The 16822-nt window shown below is 56.1% G+C and carries 22 protein-coding genes; 8 read left to right on the top strand and 14 right to left on the bottom strand.

The features are described 5' to 3' along the window. Nucleotides 1–49 precede the first annotated feature (49 nt). The 6 genes from FT726_RS13690 (at nucleotide 50) to dgcQ (ending at nucleotide 4113) form a co-directional block, all read left to right on the top strand. Complete coding sequence (locus FT726_RS13690) at nucleotides 50–526, top strand: very short patch repair endonuclease (protein WP_058757385.1); 477 nt, start codon at nucleotides 50–52, stop codon at nucleotides 524–526. Between the two features lie 70 nt (nucleotides 527–596). Next, nucleotides 597–872 carry a hypothetical protein gene (locus FT726_RS13685; RefSeq protein WP_021509848.1) on the top strand — a complete coding sequence of 92 codons (276 nt, stop codon included), beginning with the start codon at nucleotides 597–599 and terminating at the stop codon, nucleotides 870–872. A gap of 11 nt (nucleotides 873–883) precedes the next feature. Continuing rightward, complete coding sequence (locus tag FT726_RS13680; protein ID WP_058757386.1) at nucleotides 884–1795, top strand: DUF808 domain-containing protein; 912 nt, start codon at nucleotides 884–886, stop codon at nucleotides 1793–1795. A gap of 36 nt (nucleotides 1796–1831) precedes the next feature. Beyond that, nucleotides 1832–1966 (top strand): hypothetical protein, encoded by a 135-nt coding sequence (locus FT726_RS13675; protein WP_254919505.1) that lies wholly within the window; start codon nucleotides 1832–1834, stop codon nucleotides 1964–1966. 181 nt (nucleotides 1967–2147) lie between these two features. Further along, nucleotides 2148–2327, top strand: a complete 180-nt coding sequence (locus FT726_RS13670) for a YodC family protein (protein WP_010618657.1) — start codon at nucleotides 2148–2150, stop codon at nucleotides 2325–2327. Nucleotides 2328–2460: 133 nt separating this feature from the next. Beyond that, nucleotides 2461–4113, top strand: a complete 1653-nt coding sequence (gene dgcQ, locus FT726_RS13665; RefSeq protein ID WP_288421757.1) for a cellulose biosynthesis regulator diguanylate cyclase DgcQ — start codon at nucleotides 2461–2463, stop codon at nucleotides 4111–4113. Here dgcQ and FT726_RS13660 read toward each other — a convergent pair. The 3 genes from FT726_RS13660 to FT726_RS13650 all read right to left on the bottom strand — a co-directional run bounded on the left by FT726_RS13660 (nucleotide 4110) and on the right by FT726_RS13650 (nucleotide 6748). After that, nucleotides 4110–5330 carry a hypothetical protein gene (locus tag FT726_RS13660; RefSeq protein WP_058757388.1) on the bottom strand — a complete coding sequence of 407 codons (1221 nt, stop codon included), beginning with the start codon at nucleotides 5328–5330 and terminating at the stop codon, nucleotides 4110–4112. The two genes, dgcQ and FT726_RS13660, sit on opposite strands and share 4 nt — an antisense overlap. Before the next feature lie 26 nt (nucleotides 5331–5356). Further along, nucleotides 5357–6154 carry a mannosyl-3-phosphoglycerate phosphatase-related protein gene (locus FT726_RS13655; protein WP_288421760.1) on the bottom strand — a complete coding sequence of 266 codons (798 nt, stop codon included), beginning with the start codon at nucleotides 6152–6154 and terminating at the stop codon, nucleotides 5357–5359. A 360-nt stretch (nucleotides 6155–6514) separates the two neighbouring features. Further along, a complete protein-coding gene (locus FT726_RS13650; protein WP_058757390.1) occupies nucleotides 6515–6748 on the bottom strand; it encodes a YodD family protein in 234 nt (77 codons plus the stop codon). A gap of 316 nt (nucleotides 6749–7064) precedes the next feature. On the opposite strand from FT726_RS13650, the gene FT726_RS13645 reads away from it, so the two are divergent. Then, nucleotides 7065–7223, top strand: coding sequence for a YqaE/Pmp3 family membrane protein (locus FT726_RS13645; protein WP_021509855.1), 159 nt, complete (start codon nucleotides 7065–7067; stop codon nucleotides 7221–7223). 67 nt (nucleotides 7224–7290) lie between these two features. After that, nucleotides 7291–7488: a protein DsrB gene (gene dsrB, locus FT726_RS13640; protein WP_282996419.1), complete on the top strand. Its 198-nt coding sequence runs from the start codon at nucleotides 7291–7293 to the stop codon at nucleotides 7486–7488. Nucleotides 7489–7722: 234 nt separating this feature from the next. On the opposite strand, the gene FT726_RS13635 is transcribed toward dsrB, so the two are convergent. From FT726_RS13635 to fliJ, 11 genes are all read right to left on the bottom strand, one after another. After that, entirely contained in the window at nucleotides 7723–9426 is a 1704-nt protein-coding gene (locus FT726_RS13635) for a methyl-accepting chemotaxis protein (protein WP_021509857.1), read from the bottom strand. A gap of 163 nt (nucleotides 9427–9589) precedes the next feature. Continuing rightward, on the bottom strand, nucleotides 9590–10225 hold the full coding sequence (gene rcsA / locus FT726_RS13630; RefSeq protein WP_021509858.1) for a transcriptional regulator RcsA: 636 nt from the start codon (nucleotides 10223–10225) through the stop codon (nucleotides 9590–9592). Between the two features lie 627 nt (nucleotides 10226–10852). Beyond that, entirely contained in the window at nucleotides 10853–11641 is a 789-nt protein-coding gene (gene fliR, locus FT726_RS13625; RefSeq protein WP_021509859.1) for a flagellar biosynthetic protein FliR, read from the bottom strand. After that, a complete protein-coding gene (gene fliQ / locus FT726_RS13620; protein ID WP_010618647.1) occupies nucleotides 11641–11910 on the bottom strand; it encodes a flagellar biosynthesis protein FliQ in 270 nt (89 codons plus the stop codon). Before fliQ ends, fliR begins: the two co-directional genes overlap by 1 nt. Nucleotides 11911–11951: 41 nt before the next feature. Continuing rightward, entirely contained in the window at nucleotides 11952–12686 is a 735-nt protein-coding gene (fliP, locus tag FT726_RS13615; protein ID WP_031280176.1) for a flagellar type III secretion system pore protein FliP, read from the bottom strand. Then, nucleotides 12686–13081 (bottom strand): flagellar biosynthetic protein FliO, encoded by a 396-nt coding sequence (gene fliO, locus FT726_RS13610; protein WP_058757392.1) that lies wholly within the window; start codon nucleotides 13079–13081, stop codon nucleotides 12686–12688. Before fliO ends, fliP begins: the two co-directional genes overlap by 1 nt. Nucleotides 13082–13083: 2 nt before the next feature. Continuing rightward, a complete protein-coding gene (gene fliN, locus FT726_RS13605; protein WP_021509862.1) occupies nucleotides 13084–13494 on the bottom strand; it encodes a flagellar motor switch protein FliN in 411 nt (136 codons plus the stop codon). Beyond that, nucleotides 13487–14494: a flagellar motor switch protein FliM gene (fliM, locus tag FT726_RS13600; RefSeq protein ID WP_021509863.1), complete on the bottom strand. Its 1008-nt coding sequence runs from the start codon at nucleotides 14492–14494 to the stop codon at nucleotides 13487–13489. Before fliM ends, fliN begins: the two co-directional genes overlap by 8 nt. Nucleotides 14495–14498: 4 nt before the next feature. Next, entirely contained in the window at nucleotides 14499–14984 is a 486-nt protein-coding gene (gene fliL, locus FT726_RS13595; protein ID WP_021509864.1) for a flagellar basal body-associated protein FliL, read from the bottom strand. Between the two features lie 130 nt (nucleotides 14985–15114). After that, nucleotides 15115–16380 carry a flagellar hook-length control protein FliK gene (locus FT726_RS13590; RefSeq protein ID WP_346302923.1) on the bottom strand — a complete coding sequence of 422 codons (1266 nt, stop codon included), beginning with the start codon at nucleotides 16378–16380 and terminating at the stop codon, nucleotides 15115–15117. After that, complete coding sequence (fliJ, locus tag FT726_RS13585; protein WP_021509866.1) at nucleotides 16377–16820, bottom strand: flagellar export protein FliJ; 444 nt, start codon at nucleotides 16818–16820, stop codon at nucleotides 16377–16379. Before fliJ ends, FT726_RS13590 begins: the two co-directional genes overlap by 4 nt. Nucleotides 16821–16822 lie beyond the last annotated feature (2 nt).

Genomic DNA, 16822 nt, shown 5'->3' with positions numbered 1-16822 from the left:
TTTGCCTCAACGCGCTAAAGTTGAAGAAGCCCGCAAAAAAGGAGACGCCATGGCAGACGTCCACTCGCATGATATTCGCAGCAAAAATATGCGCGCCATTCGCAATCAGGATACGGCGATTGAGCAGCGTATTGCGCTGCTGCTGAAAGATCGCGGCTTTAGCTTTCGTGTACAGGACAAAGCGCTGCCGGGCCGGCCGGATTTTGTGCTGCCGCAGCACAAAGCCATTATCTTTGTGCACGGCTGTTTCTGGCATCGTCATCACTGTTATTTGTTCAAAATGCCGGCCACGCGTACCGAATTCTGGAGCGGCAAAATCAACAGTAACGTGGAGCGTGACCGGCGCTATGTGCAGCAGCTGCAGGAAAGCGGCTGGAAGGTGCTGATCGTCTGGGAATGCGCGCTGCGCGGCAAACTGCGGCTGGAAGATGAGGCGCTGGTGGAGCGGCTGGAAGAGTGGCTGCTGGCTGCCACGCACAGCAGCGAGATCGATCATCAGGGATTGCATCACTATCGGGCGGATTAAGGCAGGGTGATTGCTTTTAGCTGCCATAACAGTTTAGATCAGCGTTTTCTCTGGGACGCGGAACACCACCATGAGCAGCATCAAACTGACGGTCAGACGCCTGTATCAACTGCGCGATGAGCGCATGGTCAATGCCCATGCCACGGCGCGCATTTACCTGGACGATACGCTGGTGGCCACCGAGGAGATAAGCGGCATGACAGAAAGTCCGGTGAGCAAGTATCTGCACGCCGACGATCTGCACGGGAAAACGTTACGCGTCGAATGGGACTGTGCGGGCATCGCCGATATGACGGTGACGGCGATTGAGCGGTGCCCCTGTTGTCAGGATCACGAACCGGAATAAGGAATGACATTTTGGCAGGAACCAGCTTACTGACTCTTCTGGATGATATTGCCACGCTGCTCGACGACATTTCCGTCATGGGCAAAGTGGCGGCAAAAAAGACCGCCGGCGTGCTGGGCGATGATCTGTCGCTCAATGCGCAGCAGGTGACGGGCGTGAAGGCCAATCGTGAGCTCCCGGTGGTGTGGGGCGTGGCGAAAGGCTCGTTTATCAACAAACTGATCCTGGTGCCGCTGGCGCTGCTGATCTCCGCATTTGCGCCCTGGCTGATTACGCCGCTGCTGATGATTGGCGGCGCTTATCTGTGCTTTGAAGGGGTGGAAAAAGTGCTGCACAGCCTGCACCACGACAAAGCAGAGAAGAGCCCGGAAGCGCGGCAAAAGCGGCTGGATAATCTGGCGCAGCAGGACCCGCGCCAGTTCGAAAAAGATAAGGTGAAAGGCGCAGTGCGCACCGACTTCATTCTGTCGGCTGAAATTGTGGCGATTACCCTGGGCATTGTTTCGGATGCGCCGCTGCTCAATCAGGTGTTAATCCTCGCCGGTATTGCCATTCTGGTGACCATCGGCGTGTACGGTATTGTGGCGATGATCGTTAAGATTGACGATCTCGGCTACTGGCTGCGTGAGAAGTCTTCCACGCTGGCGCAGGCCACCGGCGGCGCGCTGCTGGCGCTGGCTCCGTGGCTGATGAAAATCCTGTCGGTGGTTGGCACCGTCGCGATGTTCCTGGTGGGCGGCGGCATTATTGTGCACGGTATCGCGCCGCTGCATCATGCCATTGAAGAGTACAGCAGCGGCTTCCCGGGCGTGGTTTCCATGTTACTGAGCAACGGCGCGAATCTGGTGCTGGGCTTTATCGTTGGGTCGATTGTGCTGTTAGTGGTAAATCTGGTTGCGAAGCTGCGCGGTAAATCGGTATAAAGCGCAGGAAATTTCTAATCACGGGTCAGGAGAACGATGATGAACGACGATATGTTTGAATTTGATATCGATGCACAGCTGGAGCAGGCGGAAGCCAAAGCGGCAGAAAAAGCCAGTGAAGTGCCGGCGGATATCAGCGACGAAGCCGACTGCGAAGGCTGCAAAATCTGATTTCCCACCCGGGAAAATCATTCAAAGCCGATAATAACTTTTATCGGCTTTGTTTATTTAAGGCATTTTTCACTGCTTATTCCGAATTTGTCACAGTAATAGCAATATCCTATAGGCAAAAAACGCGCACAGCTGCTATACCTTAATCCGTTCAATCAACGGTGAGAAGGGAGGGCGCGGTATGACCTTTGCAATCAGTGACGAAGTTCAGCACAAACAGGGCGGACCCACCATGGTGGTGACCGGCTATGCCAGCGGAATGGTAGAGTGTCGTTGGTATGATGGCTACAGTGTACGCCGCGAAGCGTTCCGCAGTGATGAGCTGACGCATCTGTCGGCCGCGCGCCAGCTGGCCAGCTGAGCCCCTTGGGACGGTCAGCGCGCCGTCCCGATGTCATTGTCACTTTTCACGTTTTTCCTGATCTCTGCCTGTGCGCCGTTTTCCTGCCTGACTACACTTCTTCAATTCGTTGTTATCCGGAGCCTGGCTACTGATGCCAATCTCGCCACTGTCATCACGCCGCATGACGCCTGCGCTGCGCGTACATCTCTGTTTTCTGGCGGTCTTTCTCTTTTCACTTTTTCTCACCGTCCATGAAGCGCTGGAATTAAAAAATAACTATCAGCAGCGGCAGCGCGCCCAGCTGTCCGAGATCCAGCGCAGCCTCGATAGCCGCTTTCAGGAGAGTCTGGACGAGCTTAATTATTATCAGCGGATGCTCAGCTACGCGCTGACGCACCCGCTGAACGCCGATTATGGTCAGCACGCCCTGCAGCGTTTTCAGCAGTTGCGCCATCAGCCGGTGTGGCAGTTGCAGATCGCTAACCTGCGCAGCATGCCGATTAACGGCGTCAGCGACGAATGGCTGCAGCGTGATGCGCTGCTGCAGCGCGATGATACTTATCTGCTGCCCGAGCTGCGCGCTGCGCTGGAGTTCAGCTTTATCATGCAGTTCAGCGATGAGGCGCAGGACTTTTATTCACGCTTCTGGTACACCTCGCGCGCGGGCTATTACATCAGCTCACGTCCGCCGCGCGACGCGCAGGAGCTGGCACAAAGTTACGCCACCATGACGCAGCGACCCTATTTTCGCGACCAGCAGCCGGGCCGGGCGCCGCAGACGCGATGGCACTGGACCGAAGCCTATCAGGGGGAGTTCAACGAAGGGTTGATGCTGACGGTGAGCGCGCCGGTGATCGCCCATCAGCACTGGTACGGCGTGTTGTCGATGGACTTCACCCAGCAGCGAATTAATGCATTGCTGCACCAGTCGCGTCACAGCGTGCTGCAGGGCAAGCTGGTGCTCGAAGATCGCGCACTCAACGAGATCACCCGGCTGCCGGCACCGCACGATGTGGCATTGACCCCCGCGCAGCGCGGCCAGCTGATGCAGGCGATTCACCAGCAGCCGGCCGGAACACTGTGGCTGGGCAGTCAGCTGGCCAGCTGGGTTAAGTTAAAAAATGTCGATGCCTGGCTAATCAACGTGCAGAGCCTGCGCCAGGGGCTGGCGCAGGAGCTGGGGCGGGTAGCGCTGTTTCTGTTGGGCATGTGGCTGCTGTTCGTGCTGTTACTGGCGCTGGCGCATCAGGTGATTTTCCGCCTGGTACGGCGGCTGGAAGATCTCTCGGCGCGACTGGCCTGGCGCGCTAATTATGACGGCCTGACGCGCCTGCTTAATCGCAGCGCCTTTTTCGACCAGTTTATCGCGCTGGCGCGGCGCTGCGAACAGCAGCAACAGCCGCTGGCGGTGATCCAGCTCGATATCGATCATTTCAAAAAGGTCAATGATAGCTGGGGCCATCACGCGGGCGATCAGGCGCTGATGCGCGTGGCCGGCGTCATCAAACATACGCTGCGCCCTTACGACGTGGCCGGACGCATCGGCGGCGAGGAATTTTGTATTGTGCTGCCGCACACCACGCTGGCTGAGGCGCAGGGCGTGGCGGAGCGTATCCGCAGCCGGCTGGCGGCCAAAACCATTCTGGTCAACGCCAGCACCACCTTTAGCGTTACGTTGTCGGCAGGTGTCAGCTGCAGTACTGAGCAGGGCAGTTACCATGCAGAAAGTCTGCAGGCGGTAGCGGACCGCCGCCTGTATCTGGCGAAAAGCGGCGGTCGCAATCGGGTGTGCGCGGCCGGTTAGACTTTGCCCTCGTTATCCTCTTCTACCGCCTGATAGATGCGCTGCAGGATATCGGGGAACGCCGACTGCACGCGGCTCCAGCTGGGGATAAACGGTTTCTCGTTTGGCCGCTCGATGAACGACTGGCCGGCGTCGAGAATCGCCTGGGTGAACATCTCGACCGCCGCTTCTTCAATGTGCTGATCAAACTTCAGTCCGTTCATAGTGGCTTCGTGGTTGTAGATCTCCATCATGTCCAGCGCGTTGCGATAATAGGTGGCCTTCAGCACGCGGAATGAGTCGCTGGTGAGCGGCACGCCCATTGTCGCCAGCTTACGCAGCAGCGACTGCACGATATCGTTACTCATGCGTTTCAGGCCACCGGTGCCGTCCTCTTCTGCCAGCGGCTGATGCTTATGGTCGTAGTTGTCCGCGATTTCCACCTGGCAGGTCTGCCGCGTGGTGTAATTGCGATAAATCTCTGACAGCACGCCAATCTCCAGCCCCCAGTCGCCAGGGATTTTGATGCCGTTCAGCACGTGGGTGCGCATGGCAAACTCGCCGGACAGCGGATAGCGGAAACTGGTGAGATAGTCGAGATACTCCGAATGGCCGTAGACTTTCTGCAGCGAGCGCAGCAGCGGGCCCACCAGCAGACGCCCGACGCGGCCATTAAGCTTGCCGTCTGCAACGCGCGCATAGAAACCTTTGCAGAATTCATACTGAAACGCCGGGTTGGCCAGCGGGTAGAGCAGACGTGCCAGCATGCCGCGTTCATAGGTCACGATATCGCAGTCATGCAGCGCCACGCACTGCGAGCGGTCGGAGGCGAGCGTGTAGCCGGTGCAGAACCACACGTTGCGCCCCTTGCCGGGCTGGCTGGGCGACAGGCCCTCTTTATCCAGCTCGGCGTCCAGCGCTTTCAGCCGCGGGCCATCGTTCCACAAAATGCGGTGGCGCTGCGGCAGGCGCGAGAAAAATTCGCGCGCGAAGAGAAACTGATCGCGATCGGCACGATCGAGGCCAATCACAATCTCCTCCAGATAGGGCACTTTCGCCAGTTCATTGACGATATTATCCAGCGCCGGGCCTTCCAGCTCGGAAAACAGCGAGGGCAGAATGAGCCCCATTTTGCGCTTGCGCGCAAAGCGCACCATCTCTTTTTCCAGCGACTCCACGCTGCGGTGGGTGAGATTATGAAAGTTGGTAATTACGCCGTTCTGGTAAAAATCACTCATCGTCTCATCCTTCTGGTCAGCTGCCGTTATTCAGGTTGGGCAAGAAAGTAATCCAGACCTTCGCGCCAGCCCTCAGGGCCAACGTGTGCGGTGTGGTAAACGTTGTGATGATCGCTGCGTTGCAGCACCACCGGGGTTTTACTGAAACCTTTAATCACCACGGCATAATCGACGCGCTCCAGCATCGGCGCATCATTAGGGCCATCGCCCAGACCAATCGTGGTGCGCTTCGTGCCTTCCTGCTGCTGCAACTGCTGCAATAACTGTTCCAGCGCCACGCCTTTACCGCTGCCCGCCGGCATTACGTGCCAGAAACGTCCGCCCTGTGTCAGGGCCAGCTGATGCTGCGCCAGCGCCGCGCGGAAGGCGTCGAGCCGCGTTTCATCATCGCGCCATACGATGACTTCAGACGCATCGCGCAGTCGGCTCTGGCTGGCTTCCGTCAGCGTCAGGCCGGTGAAACGGGCCACTTTTGCGTCGCTAAAGTCATGAAAGCCGGTGAAGCGAAAATCCGCCTGCAGGTTGCTGAGCGTGGCGCAGAGCGCAAGATAATCGGCGCCGGGCTCTTCGGCGATCTGTGCTTCCCCGCCGAAGGCGACGCGGGCACCGTTTTCCGCGATAAAGGGCGCACCGGCGATGCCCAGCCGCTTCTGCAGCGGAATAATTTCGGCTGCGGTTTTACTCGAACAAATCACCAGCGGAATCTGTTGCTGCTTAAGACGCGCCAGCCACTCGCTGGCGGCCTGCCAGTTATAGTCATGATGATCGAGCAGCGAACCATCGAGATCGGTCACGATCAGCAGGGAGGAATCTAACGGGATCATCAATACACTCCTTACGCCCAAAGGCATCCGTAAAGCGACGTGTAATCAGTATAATAGCGTAATCACGATCACACTTTTCCTTGCCGCCGGCGCGGCCACTATCCAGGATAATTCTTAAAACACCGCCCGGATACCGAAGCGGCTGCACGTTTTGTGCATGCAGAATGTCAGCCGTAGCGCGATGTTTTCGGTAAGAGCAGTGCATGATTATGCAGATTTGTTCGAATTGCGTGCAGAATTGAGACTTGTCTTACTTCAGCTAAGGCGTACTCTGAAGCGGTGTTAAGATTTTCCTGGTGTAACGAATTTATTCTTTTTTCAACCCGGCCAGCGTGCCGGGTCTTTTTTTTGAAATCGATTTCAGCGGTTCACTTCAGTGATGGTGAAATCACGAATATCGAGTTCAAACGCCTCGGCCAGTTCGGTGTAGGAGTCAAACGCTTCGCCATTCACTTTCACGCGGTGCGCATCTTCAGCCTGCATAAACTCCTGCACTTCACCTGACGTTTTTTTCTGAATCGCTTCCAGCAGCGCGTCCACGTCGATGTTCACTTCGCGCTGCACGTTATCGCTGTACTCTTTTGCTGTAGCCATGACAGCCTCCCGGAGGCAAACGGATTCCTGACAAGTATAGACGGTGACAGCGGGCGAGGGACGTGGACGGGAAACGGGCAAAAAAAAGCCCGCGCTGCGCGGGCAAAAATCCTTGTTACTTTTAGGTTGACTGCCCCTTTGGGGTTGGTGCAGTGCTGACAAGTGTACGAGGGTGCCGCGTCAAAAGTCTTTCCGGGAAACGTTAAGAAAGTGAAAAGCCCGGCTTTGACACTTCTTTACCCGCTGCATTCCCCATTCTGGCGTAAAGCAGCTATGCTTACAGCTGGTTGATTATTATGGTTATCAGGGAGTTAGTATGGATTTAATTCGGATTATTATTGCCATTCTGTTGCCACCGCTGGGCGTATTTTTACAGGTCGGCTTCGGCGGCGCCTTCTGGCTCAACATTCTGCTGACGCTGTGTGGTTACATCCCCGGCATCGTGCATGCGGTGTGGGTAATCGCCCGACGCTGATCGCGATCAGGCAGCGCTGACTATCTTCCGTTACACTATGCGCAGGACTGTTTCTGGAGAGAAATCAATGAAGGTCAATGACCGGGTAACGGTAAAAACCGACGGCGGCCCACGTCGCGTCGGTACTGTGCTGGCTGTGGAAGGCTTTAATGAGGGCACCATGTATCTGGTGGCGCTGGAGGATTATCCGCTGGGGATCTGGTTCTTTAATGAGAGCGATCACGCCGAAGGCGTGTTTGTCGAGTCTTATGCGGGGGAAGGGTAGTGTGGTTTTGCGATTAGATTACCCTCACCCTAACCCTCTCCCGCACGCGGGAGAGGGAACCGTTCAGTGCTCCTGCTCGCGGGAGAGGGAACCGTTCAGCGCCGATGCTTAGTAATAAGTTGTTCCTGAAGCGTTGTGTGAAAACCTACTCAACAGCCGCGCGGACAGCCCCCTCTCCCGCAAGCGGGAGAGGGCTGGGGTGAGGGAAAAATACCGCACCCCACCTCACTCCTCTTAAAACGTCTCCCAGTTATCATTGCCCGCTGCAGCCAGCGTCGGACGTGGAGCGAGCGCTGGCGCTTTCAGCGCTGGCTGCGGCGCAGCAGCCACCAGCGAAGCCGGCGTATCATTCAGGCGGAACACCGCCACCGCCTGCGTCAGTTTACCGGCCTGATCTTCCAGCGAAGCCGCAGCTGAAGAGGCTTCCTCCACCAGCGAGGCATTCTGCTGCGTCACGTTATCCATCTCGGTCACCGCCAGGCTGACCTGCTGAATGCCACGGCTCTGCTCATCAGACGCTGCCGCAATCTCGGCCATAATGTCGGTAACGCGGCGCACCGCTTCAACAATTTCGCCCATGGTGCTGCCGGCTTCGCCGACCTGATGCGAGCCGTTACTGATTAAATCCACCGACTCGGCAATCAGCGACTCAATCTCTTTCGCTGCCTGCGCACTGCGCTGCGCCAGATTGCGCACTTCACTGGCGACCACGGCGAAGCCACGGCCCTGTTCCCCGGCGCGCGCGGCTTCTACCGCGGCGTTGAGCGCCAGGATATTGGTCTGGAAGGCGATACTGTTAATGACATTGGTAATCTCGGCGATTTTCTTCGAGCTGCCGGAGATGTTATTCATGGTTTTCACCACACCGCTCACCAGTTCACCACCGCTGCGCGCTTTGCCTGACGCATCGGCGGCCAGCTGGCTGGCGTGATGGGCGTTTTCGGCGTTCTGCTTCACCGTGGCGGTGAGCTGCTCCATGCTGGCGGCAGTCTGCTCCAGCGCAGAAGCCTGCTGCTCGGTGCGTGATGACAGATCGGTGTTACCTGCGGAGATCTCGCTGGAGCCCTGATAAATCGCCACCGCGCCTTCACGGACGGTGCCGACGGTGCGTACCAGCGACGCCTGCATCAGCTGCAGGTTGTGCAGCAGGCTGCCAATTTCGTTGCGACCATAGGCCTGCTCGGGGGCGGTGAGATCGCCCTGCGCGATGCGCTCAATGCGACCCACCGACAGGCGCAGCGGATTGATCACCACGCGGCGCAGGAATACGAAGGTGAGCAGCACCAGCAGCAGCGCGGCGGCAAAAGCCGCAGCCATCGCGATAAAACCGACGCGCGACTGATGCGCCGCTTCGGCGTTAATCGCTTCGGCGCGCTCGGTGCGGATCTTAATCGCCTTCAGCAGCACGGCATTATAGGCATCATCCAGCTTACGCGTGACATCGGTCTCCTGCGCGACAATCCCCTCAAAGCTGCCCTGTTTCGCCGATTCGATCATCGGCTTCAGGCCTTTATCAATATAGGCGTTGAAGCTGGTGGTGAGCGGACCGTCGAGCGCCAGGTCAGCCGGCGTCTTCATTTTGCGATCCATATAAATTTTGAAGCCCTCGCGCGCCTGCTTAATGCGCGTTTCGGTGCGCGCCAGATCGGCACGATAGCCATCCATTTCACCGATGCGCGCCGCAGCGCCCGACTGCAGCACATTAAGGCGTGCGGTTCGCAGATGGTTTGAGCTGTTAGAAATGCCCATGCGCACCTGAATCTCATCGGTGGCGTCATTGAGGGAATTATTGCTCTGAATCAGAAAGTAGCTGGCGAGTCCAATGCACAGGGCAAAAAGCAGCAGAATGCCACCAAAGATCATGCTGAACAGAGGCATCAGGCGTAGGTTTTGCCAGATGCTGAGCTTATGTTGCTCATCTATCGATGCTGTTTTCATTTCCTTGCTCTCATAGTGGTAAGGGGTTCTGAAAACAAGCATCGGCAGCAGGGGATAAAGGCTTAGCGGGGAAGTGGGATCGCGCTCGCAAAACGCTCAAAAATAATCAAGGCCAGTCGCGGGGACTGGCCTTGACCACAAAGCGTATTATCGGTGGGTGAAATTATCGCACGTTGACATAAATGCCCGAGGTAACATTATCTGTCAGGCGCACCACATGATAAATAACCTGTTTATTGTGCGTTTTAATTTTGCGTTTAATATTGCCTTTATGTGACGAAACAGTTTTCGCTTTGATTTGCATCTTATCCGAAATCTGAATAGTGTCATGACCTGACATCCACATCTTCAGCATATTCGATTCAGTCTGGCTCAATGTCAGTGGATGAATATCCAGCCCGGCAGAAATGCGCGGTGACGCATTGAGTTTCTTTTGCAGGTAGGTGCCCAGCAGGGAGTCCAGTGTCGATGTTTTTATCGATTTTGACGTAATAATCAGGTTCTTACGAACGTAGAGGTATTCCTCAAAATGGATATTCGAGATCGCCATAAAAATAAAGAATAGCGTATCCGGATGCTGCATGATAATAGAACGAATGCGATCGCTGGAATCGGATTCATGAATAAAGCATTCTTCGTTAATAAATACTACGCCCGGTTTTAATTGCTCACACCGTTGTTGCAATTGTTCGATGTCAGACACGGAAGTAATATTTTTCTTTTTGACTCCTTTTGCCGACATATAGTCTGACAAACCCAGGCGTGTGTAGTTACATGAATCCATAATAATCGTTGGCATTATAGCGACCCTCACCAATTTGTTATCCGTTTAAATCAACGATGAATACGCGTTTGCGGTACGAGAGAGATTTCCAAAGACACTTTTTTATTCTGCTCGGCAGACTGGCGTAATGCATTCCTGCGCCATCTTGACTCGTCCCTGACCCGTTCTGCGAAGTTTATTGTGTTACTTCCACGTCACTCTTGTCCCCGCGATAGTGGGAATCGCCGGGAATTTGGTTTATGTGTTTCTTTCGCTCTGTTTTGAGAGCCCTGTCACTATCGCGCAAGTCACAGACAAATCTGATAGGACAATTCTTAAAAACATTTGAATCGCGAAAGTGTGACGTTTCAGCGAGTGTTGACAATGCCGGAAAAAAGGGATTTAGACAAGAAAAATCGCTGTAATATTTTTTTTGTTTAAAAACAGCCCTTTGAGCATTTTATCAACCGATTCACCGGCTTAACCGGCTTAGGAATCGTCTGACTAAAATACGCGAAGCGCCGTTTAATAAGAATAATTTTCACCATAAATGCGCATTTATCAGAATATCCTCAGTTGATTTCTGAAAAATATGGTTCGAAAAATGCACAGAATGTTTTTGATTACTTAACTATCGTATAAGAAGGTTAACAGTATCGTTAATCAACGGGCAGGGGAAAGTTCTGATACAAACTGCGCGAGTAAATCAAAGACTTCACCGAACAGATGTTCACAGAAAGGTGCAAGCAACGGCATCATCATACCCAGACTCAGGATCCCTACCGTTAAGGTGATTGGGAAGCCGATGGCGAAAACCGACAGCTGAGGTGAAACGCGGTTTAACAAACCTAGTGCCAGGTTTAGCGTGAGGAGCAGAATTATTAGGGGTAGCGCTAACATCATGCCATTAAGGAAAATTAAGCTGGCGGCTTTGGTCAGCGCCATGAAGGCGTTGGCGTTGAGTGGCTGATCGTTAATCGGCAACGTGTGAAAACTGTCCACCAGTAACGAGATCAACCACAGGTGACCGTTGAAGGTCAGGAACAGCAGCATCGCCAGCATGTCGAGAAAACGGGCCAGCAGCGGCATGTTGATCCGGCTGTTCGGGTCGAGCAGGGTGGCAAAAGAGAGACCCATCTGCAGACCAATCATCTCACCGGCCAGCCGCACGGCAGAAAAAGCCAGCTGCATGGTCAGACCAATCCCCACGCCAATCAGCAACTGCTGCACCAGCATCCAGAAGCCCGCCGGAGTAAACAGCGTCACTTCGACCGGCGGCAGCAGCGGCATCAGAATCCAGGTGGTGACTACCGCCAGTCCAATTTTGACCCGTTTTGGAATCGAACGTTCATTCAGCAGCGGCGCGCTGGCAAACAGCGCCAGCAAACGCACCATCGGCCAGAAGAATTGCGCCACCCAGTGCACCAGCTGGCTGCTGTCGAGGGTGACCATTAGCCGATGATATAAGGCAGGTTGCTGAACAGGGTACGGATGTAGTCCAGCATCAGGTTGAGCATCCACGGTCCGGCCACCACGGCGGTGGCCGCAACGGCAAGAATTTTCGGGATAAACGACAGTGTCTGTTCGTTAATCTGCGTTGCCGCCTGCAGAATACTGATCAGCAAACCGCTCACCATCGCCACCAGCAGCAGCGGAGCGGCCATCATCAGGGCGATACGCATCGCTTCCTGGCCCATTACCATTACCGATTCCGGTGTCATGTTGCGCTCCTGTCGAGAGAAAGGTGAGGGCGGAAAGCCACTCAGGAGTAAAAACTTTGCGCCAGCGATCCCACCAGCAGCTGCCAGCCATCCACCAGCACGAACAGCATCAGCTTAAACGGCAGCGAAATAGTGGCCGGCGGCACCATCATCATCCCCAGCGCCATCAGTACGCTGGCGACTACCAGGTCGATGATCAGAAACGGAATAAAGACGGTGAAACCAATCTGGAAAGCGGTTTTCAGCTCGCTGGTGACATAGGCGGGCAGCAGAATGCGCATCGGCACCGCTTCCGGCCCCTGAATCGGCGCGCTGTTGGCGAGACGGGCGAACAGGGCCAGGTCGGCTTCGCGCGTCTGGCGCAGCATGAACTCACGCAGCGGCTGGGCACCTTTGTCGATCGCCACGTCCATGCTGATTTTGTCCTGGCTGAACGGCAGATAGGCATCGGTGTAAATCTTGTCGAAGGTCGGCGCCATGATAAAGAAGGTCAGGAATAGCGCGAGACCCAGCATCACCTGATTCGGCGGCGCGGATGGCGTGCCCAGTGCGTTACGCAGCAGACCAAACACAATAATGATGCGGGTGAAACTGGTCATCATCAGCAACACCGCCGGAATAAAGGTCAGCGAGGTAATGAAGACCAGCGTTTGCACCGGCAGCGACCAGCTCTGGCCGCCATTGGCCAGCGGCTGGCTGATCAAACCCGGCAGCTGCGCATGGGCAGCCGGTGCCAGCAGCATCAGCAGCGGCAGAAGAGGGAGCAATCGACGCATCATTGGGGTTTTCCGGGACGTTTAACCAGGTTCTGAAACAGCTGACGAAAATCCTGCGGCGCCGCGCTGACGGGCAGGGACGCTTCCGGTGGCAGCGGCGGCAGCGAGTGCAGATGGGTGATCTGCTGAGCGGTGACGCCCAGCACTAAACGCGCATCGGCGGTATCAACAATCACCACCCGCTCCTGGCGGCCAACCTGCACGCTGGCGCTGACTTTCAGCGCCTGGCCGCTCACCGCTTTCGGCGCAAAGCCGAGGCGTTTCGCCAGCCAGCCGCAGGCCAGAATCAGCAGCACGATCACCGCCAGCACGCTACTGACTTGTCCAACAACCGAACTGGTGGATACCACCGGCTGGGCGTGAGCGGGCTGAACGGTTTGCGCGTTTTTTAACATGATTAGCGGCTCAGACGACGCATACGTTCGGACGGAGTAATAATGTCGGTGATGCGCACGCCATATTTGTCGTTCACCACCACCACCTCACCCTGGGCGATCAGATAGCCGTTGATCAGGATGTCCAGCGGCTCGCCGGCCAGGCCGTCAAGCGCCACCACCGAACCCTGCGTCAGGCGCAGCAGCTCTTTGATGGTCATCTTGGTACGGCCCAGTTCCACGGTCAGTTTGACCGGGATATCCATGATCAGATCGATGTCCTGCAGCGAGCCGCTGGCGGCGCTGGCCTCAAGCGACTTAAATACGTTATCGCCTGGCTCCGCCGCACTGCTGGTCGCCGCCTGCTCGTTCATCGCTTCAGCCCACAGATCGTCCGCAGAGATATCATCGGACGGTTTTTTGCTGTCACTCATTGGGCTGTTCCTCATTCAGCGAATTCAAAATCGGGTTAATCAGATGTTCTACACGCAGCGCATACTGGCCGTTGAGCGTGCCATACTGGCTCGTCAGTACCGGTACGCCGTCGACGTGGGCAATGATGCGGTCCGGCTTCTCAATGGGCAGGACGTCACCAGGTTTCAGTTGCAAAATACGTGACAGACGCAGCGACGTTTCAGCGAAGTGGGCAATCAGCTCCAGCTCCGAGTGCTGCACCTGTTTCACCAGATTGTCGCGCCAGTGGTTATCTTCCTGACGCGAGTTCTCCAGCGGTGGATTGACCAGCAGCTCGCGCAGCGGCTCAATCATCGAAAACGGAATACAGATATTGAACTCACCCACCAGGTTGCCAATCTCCACCTGGAACGGCGTGTTGACCACGATATCGTTCGGTGAGGTGGTGATGTTGGTGAATTTCACCTGCATTTCAGAACGCACGTATTCCACTTCCAGCGGATAAATGGCTTTCCATGCGTCGCTGTAGCCTTCCAGCGCCAGCTTGAGCATGCGGCGAATCACGCGCTGCTCGGTATGGGTGAACTCACGGCCTTCCACTTTGGTCGGAAAACGACCGTCGCCGCCAAACAGGTTATCCACGGCGATAAACACCAGGCTCGGCGAGAACACCACCAGCGCAGTCCCCCGCAGCGGCTGCAGGTGAATCAGGTTCAGGTTGGTTGGCACCGGCAGGTTGCGGGCAAACTCATGGTACGGCTGAATCTTGATTGCCCCAACGCTGATATCCGGGCTGCGGCGCAGCAGGTTGAACAGCGCCATACGGAAATGACGTGCAAAACGCTCATTGATGATCTCCAGCGCCTGCAGACGCTCGCGCACCACGCGACGCTGGGTATTGGGATCATAGGGGCGGATATCGCCATCGGCCCCTTTGGAACTGTTCTCTACTTCCGCACTGTCACTGTCGCCATTGAGCAGCGCGTCAATCTCAGCCTGGGAGAGAATGCTATCGCCCATTAAGTCACCTCAAAATGAAGGCGGTAAACAGCACGTCACTGACTACCTGCGCAGGTTGACCTTTTACCAGCGGTGGCGCCAGCACCTGTTTGATCTGTTCAACCAGGGCCTGTTTGCCTTGCTCGGTTGCCAGCGCGCTGGCGCTCTGACGTGAAAGCAGCAGCAGCAAACGGCTGCGCACCTCAGGCAGGTAGTCATTCAGCCGACGACGGGTATCCTCATCCGGCAGACGCAGGGTAAAGCCTACGTACAGCACGCGATCGGGATCGTTATCGGGATTGACCAGGTTAACCGTAAACGTATCCATTGCAAAAAATACCGGGGCGGGCGGTGGCTCCACTTTGGCAGCCTCCGGCTTGTCACCCTCGTGTTTATTCATCATTCGCCAGACTGCATAGCCTGCCACGCTGCAAGCGGCCAGCGTTACAATCAGTAACACCGGAATTAGTAATGAACGTTTGCGGCCTTTAGCTTTCGCGTTATCAGACATGTTTGCAGTTACTTCCTGTGAATTATGGGCAAGCCTCTCGGCTTACCTGGACAGATTATCCCGCGTCTTAAGTCAAACAATGGGAAGAAAAGACGCGGGTTTTACGCTTACCTTCAGCGTTTAGTCGCTGTCAGGCAAAGATATCGACAGCGCCGTTGCCGGTCGCGCGCGCCTGGAGGGCTGCCGGGACGGCAATAGGCGTTATCTCGTTGTCACTGTCCTGGGAGAGGGTAAAGCTGCCGTACTGGCCGTCGCGACGTCCTTCCTGCTGGCCCTGATAACTCTGGCCCTGTGCGAAGGCGTCGCTGTTGACGTTACTCTGTCCCAGGTTAATGCCGCTCTCCGCCAGCGCCGTACGCAGCTGTGGGAGCGCCGCTTCCAGCGCGGCCCTCACATGGCTGTGGCTGGAAACCATTGTTAACTGTGCCTGATCTTTATCCAGCGTCAGGCTGATCTGTATCGCGCCGAGGTCTTCCGGATGCAGACGTAACTCGGCGTTCTGCTGGCCGTTACGGCTGAACATCACAATCTGCTGGCTCAGCGCCTGCTGCCACTCGTTGCTGCCCAGCTCCGCATTCAGCATCGGCGTGGAAGGCGCGCTGCTGGTGCTGGCCGTGGTGCTGACCAGCGGACTGGTACTGCTCAGCGGGCTGCTGATGGCCGGCGCGCTGCTGTCATGGCTGCTGAGCATCTCGCGCCGCTCTTCCGGTTTGCTCAGCGTGCTCAGCACCTGCTGAAAACTCTCATCCAGCGTCATACCGCTGTTGCTGGCCGGCGTGCCGCTGGCGGCCGCGCTCTGCACCGGGCTATGGCTGACACCGGTCAGGCTGGTCAGCGCATCGCTGCCTTTAGATGGCTGGCCATCCGGCTTCGCCTGTTCCTCTTTCAGCGCACTTTGCAGCGAACTGTTAAGTAACGCAGCGTTTAGGCTGGTGCGCGCCTCACCCCGGGTCTCCAGCGTGGTGCTGTTATCCGCTGGCGGGCTGCTGCGGTTTTCAACCATCGCTGGCAACATGGCAAACAGCGCCTGCACATTCTGTAAGTCGCTGGCAGTTAACGAACTTGCTGCGCGCTTGTCATTATCATCGGCTGATTTCAGTCCGGCTTTAGTGTTTTCCGGCTGTAAAAGTGCGTTTAACGCCTCTGGTTTGTCCAGTGCCTGCAGCAGGGCGCTTAATGACGCTTTTGTGACGTTTTTCGCGTCAATTTCTGCCGCCAGATCAGCGGATTGCGCGCCATTCCCCTGCTGCTTAACCAGCGTCAGCAGGCGGTTGCCCAGCTCGGTAATAAATCCCTGCGGCAGGGTGTCAGCAGCGGACAGATTGTCCACTGCCGCTGAAGGTTGTGCTTTGCCGGTTTTAGCAAGCTGTGTCAGCAGTGTTGGCAGCGTGTTCATTCGCCTTTCCTCAATGCGGCCCGTTGGGCAAATTCATCCATCCGTTTCTGATCGAGACGGCTTTCCTGTCGTAATGCGTTCTCTTCCGCGCGGGTAATCAGCGTCTGATAGGCATTCAGCTTCTTATGCTTTTCACGCCAGTTGCTCAGCGCCTGTTCCAGCCGCTGGTTCCACTGATTAAGCTGCTGGCGATGCTGTTCGATGGCTTTTTCCAGCGTCTGAATAAACTGGTGATAATTGCTCCAGCGCGTGCTGGCGATGCCGCCGGACATATCCTGATTGAGCTTGTTACGGTACTCATCCTGGTAATCGAGCAGCATGCTGAGCTGCTGATCGGCCTGCTGCTGACCGCGACGCATGTCGCCGAGGTGGATCACCGCCTGTTCCAGATCCTGCTCCGCCAGGTCGCGCAGCGTATCAATCGCATTGGCTGTCTTCATCG

Origin of the sequence: Pantoea sp. Morm (genome assembly GCF_016643525.1) — a bacterium.
Lineage (GTDB): Bacteria > Pseudomonadota > Gammaproteobacteria > Enterobacterales > Enterobacteriaceae > Pantoea > Pantoea dispersa.
The sequence above is the reverse complement of the archived record's forward strand: the minus strand, read 5'-3'. Positions and strand labels throughout refer to the sequence as shown.

Bases quoted from the DNA above. Each gene is read 5' to 3' on its own strand.
- FT726_RS13590 (WP_346302923.1), bottom strand. From the start codon at position 16,380: ATGAACACGCTGCCAACACTGCTGACACAGCTTGCTAAAACCGGCAAA.
- FT726_RS13645 (WP_021509855.1), top strand. From the start codon at position 7,065: ATGGATTTAATTCGGATTATTATTGCCATTCTGTTGCCACCGCTGGGC.
- FT726_RS13675 (WP_254919505.1), top strand. From the start codon at position 1,832: ATGATGAACGACGATATGTTTGAATTTGATATCGATGCACAGCTGGAG.
- fliQ (WP_010618647.1), bottom strand. From the start codon at position 11,910: ATGACACCGGAATCGGTAATGGTAATGGGCCAGGAAGCGATGCGTATC.
- fliO (WP_058757392.1), bottom strand. From the start codon at position 13,081: ATGTTAAAAAACGCGCAAACCGTTCAGCCCGCTCACGCCCAGCCGGTG.
- fliM (WP_021509863.1), bottom strand. From the start codon at position 14,494: ATGGGCGATAGCATTCTCTCCCAGGCTGAGATTGACGCGCTGCTCAAT.
- fliJ (WP_021509866.1), bottom strand. From the start codon at position 16,820: ATGAAGACAGCCAATGCGATTGATACGCTGCGCGACCTGGCGGAGCAG.
- fliL (WP_021509864.1), bottom strand. From the start codon at position 14,984: ATGTCTGATAACGCGAAAGCTAAAGGCCGCAAACGTTCATTACTAATT.
- FT726_RS13690 (WP_058757385.1), top strand. From the start codon at position 50: ATGGCAGACGTCCACTCGCATGATATTCGCAGCAAAAATATGCGCGCC.
- dsrB (WP_282996419.1), top strand. From the start codon at position 7,291: ATGAAGGTCAATGACCGGGTAACGGTAAAAACCGACGGCGGCCCACGT.
- rcsA (WP_021509858.1), bottom strand. From the start codon at position 10,225: ATGCCAACGATTATTATGGATTCATGTAACTACACACGCCTGGGTTTG.
- fliR (WP_021509859.1), bottom strand. From the start codon at position 11,641: ATGGTCACCCTCGACAGCAGCCAGCTGGTGCACTGGGTGGCGCAATTC.
- FT726_RS13655 (WP_288421760.1), bottom strand. From the start codon at position 6,154: ATGATCCCGTTAGATTCCTCCCTGCTGATCGTGACCGATCTCGATGGT.
- FT726_RS13685 (WP_021509848.1), top strand. From the start codon at position 597: ATGAGCAGCATCAAACTGACGGTCAGACGCCTGTATCAACTGCGCGAT.
- fliP (WP_031280176.1), bottom strand. From the start codon at position 12,686: ATGCGTCGATTGCTCCCTCTTCTGCCGCTGCTGATGCTGCTGGCACCG.
- FT726_RS13635 (WP_021509857.1), bottom strand. From the start codon at position 9,426: ATGAAAACAGCATCGATAGATGAGCAACATAAGCTCAGCATCTGGCAA.
- FT726_RS13670 (WP_010618657.1), top strand. From the start codon at position 2,148: ATGACCTTTGCAATCAGTGACGAAGTTCAGCACAAACAGGGCGGACCC.
- FT726_RS13650 (WP_058757390.1), bottom strand. From the start codon at position 6,748: ATGGCTACAGCAAAAGAGTACAGCGATAACGTGCAGCGCGAAGTGAAC.
- FT726_RS13660 (WP_058757388.1), bottom strand. From the start codon at position 5,330: ATGAGTGATTTTTACCAGAACGGCGTAATTACCAACTTTCATAATCTC.
- dgcQ (WP_288421757.1), top strand. From the start codon at position 2,461: ATGCCAATCTCGCCACTGTCATCACGCCGCATGACGCCTGCGCTGCGC.
- fliN (WP_021509862.1), bottom strand. From the start codon at position 13,494: ATGAGTGACAGCAAAAAACCGTCCGATGATATCTCTGCGGACGATCTG.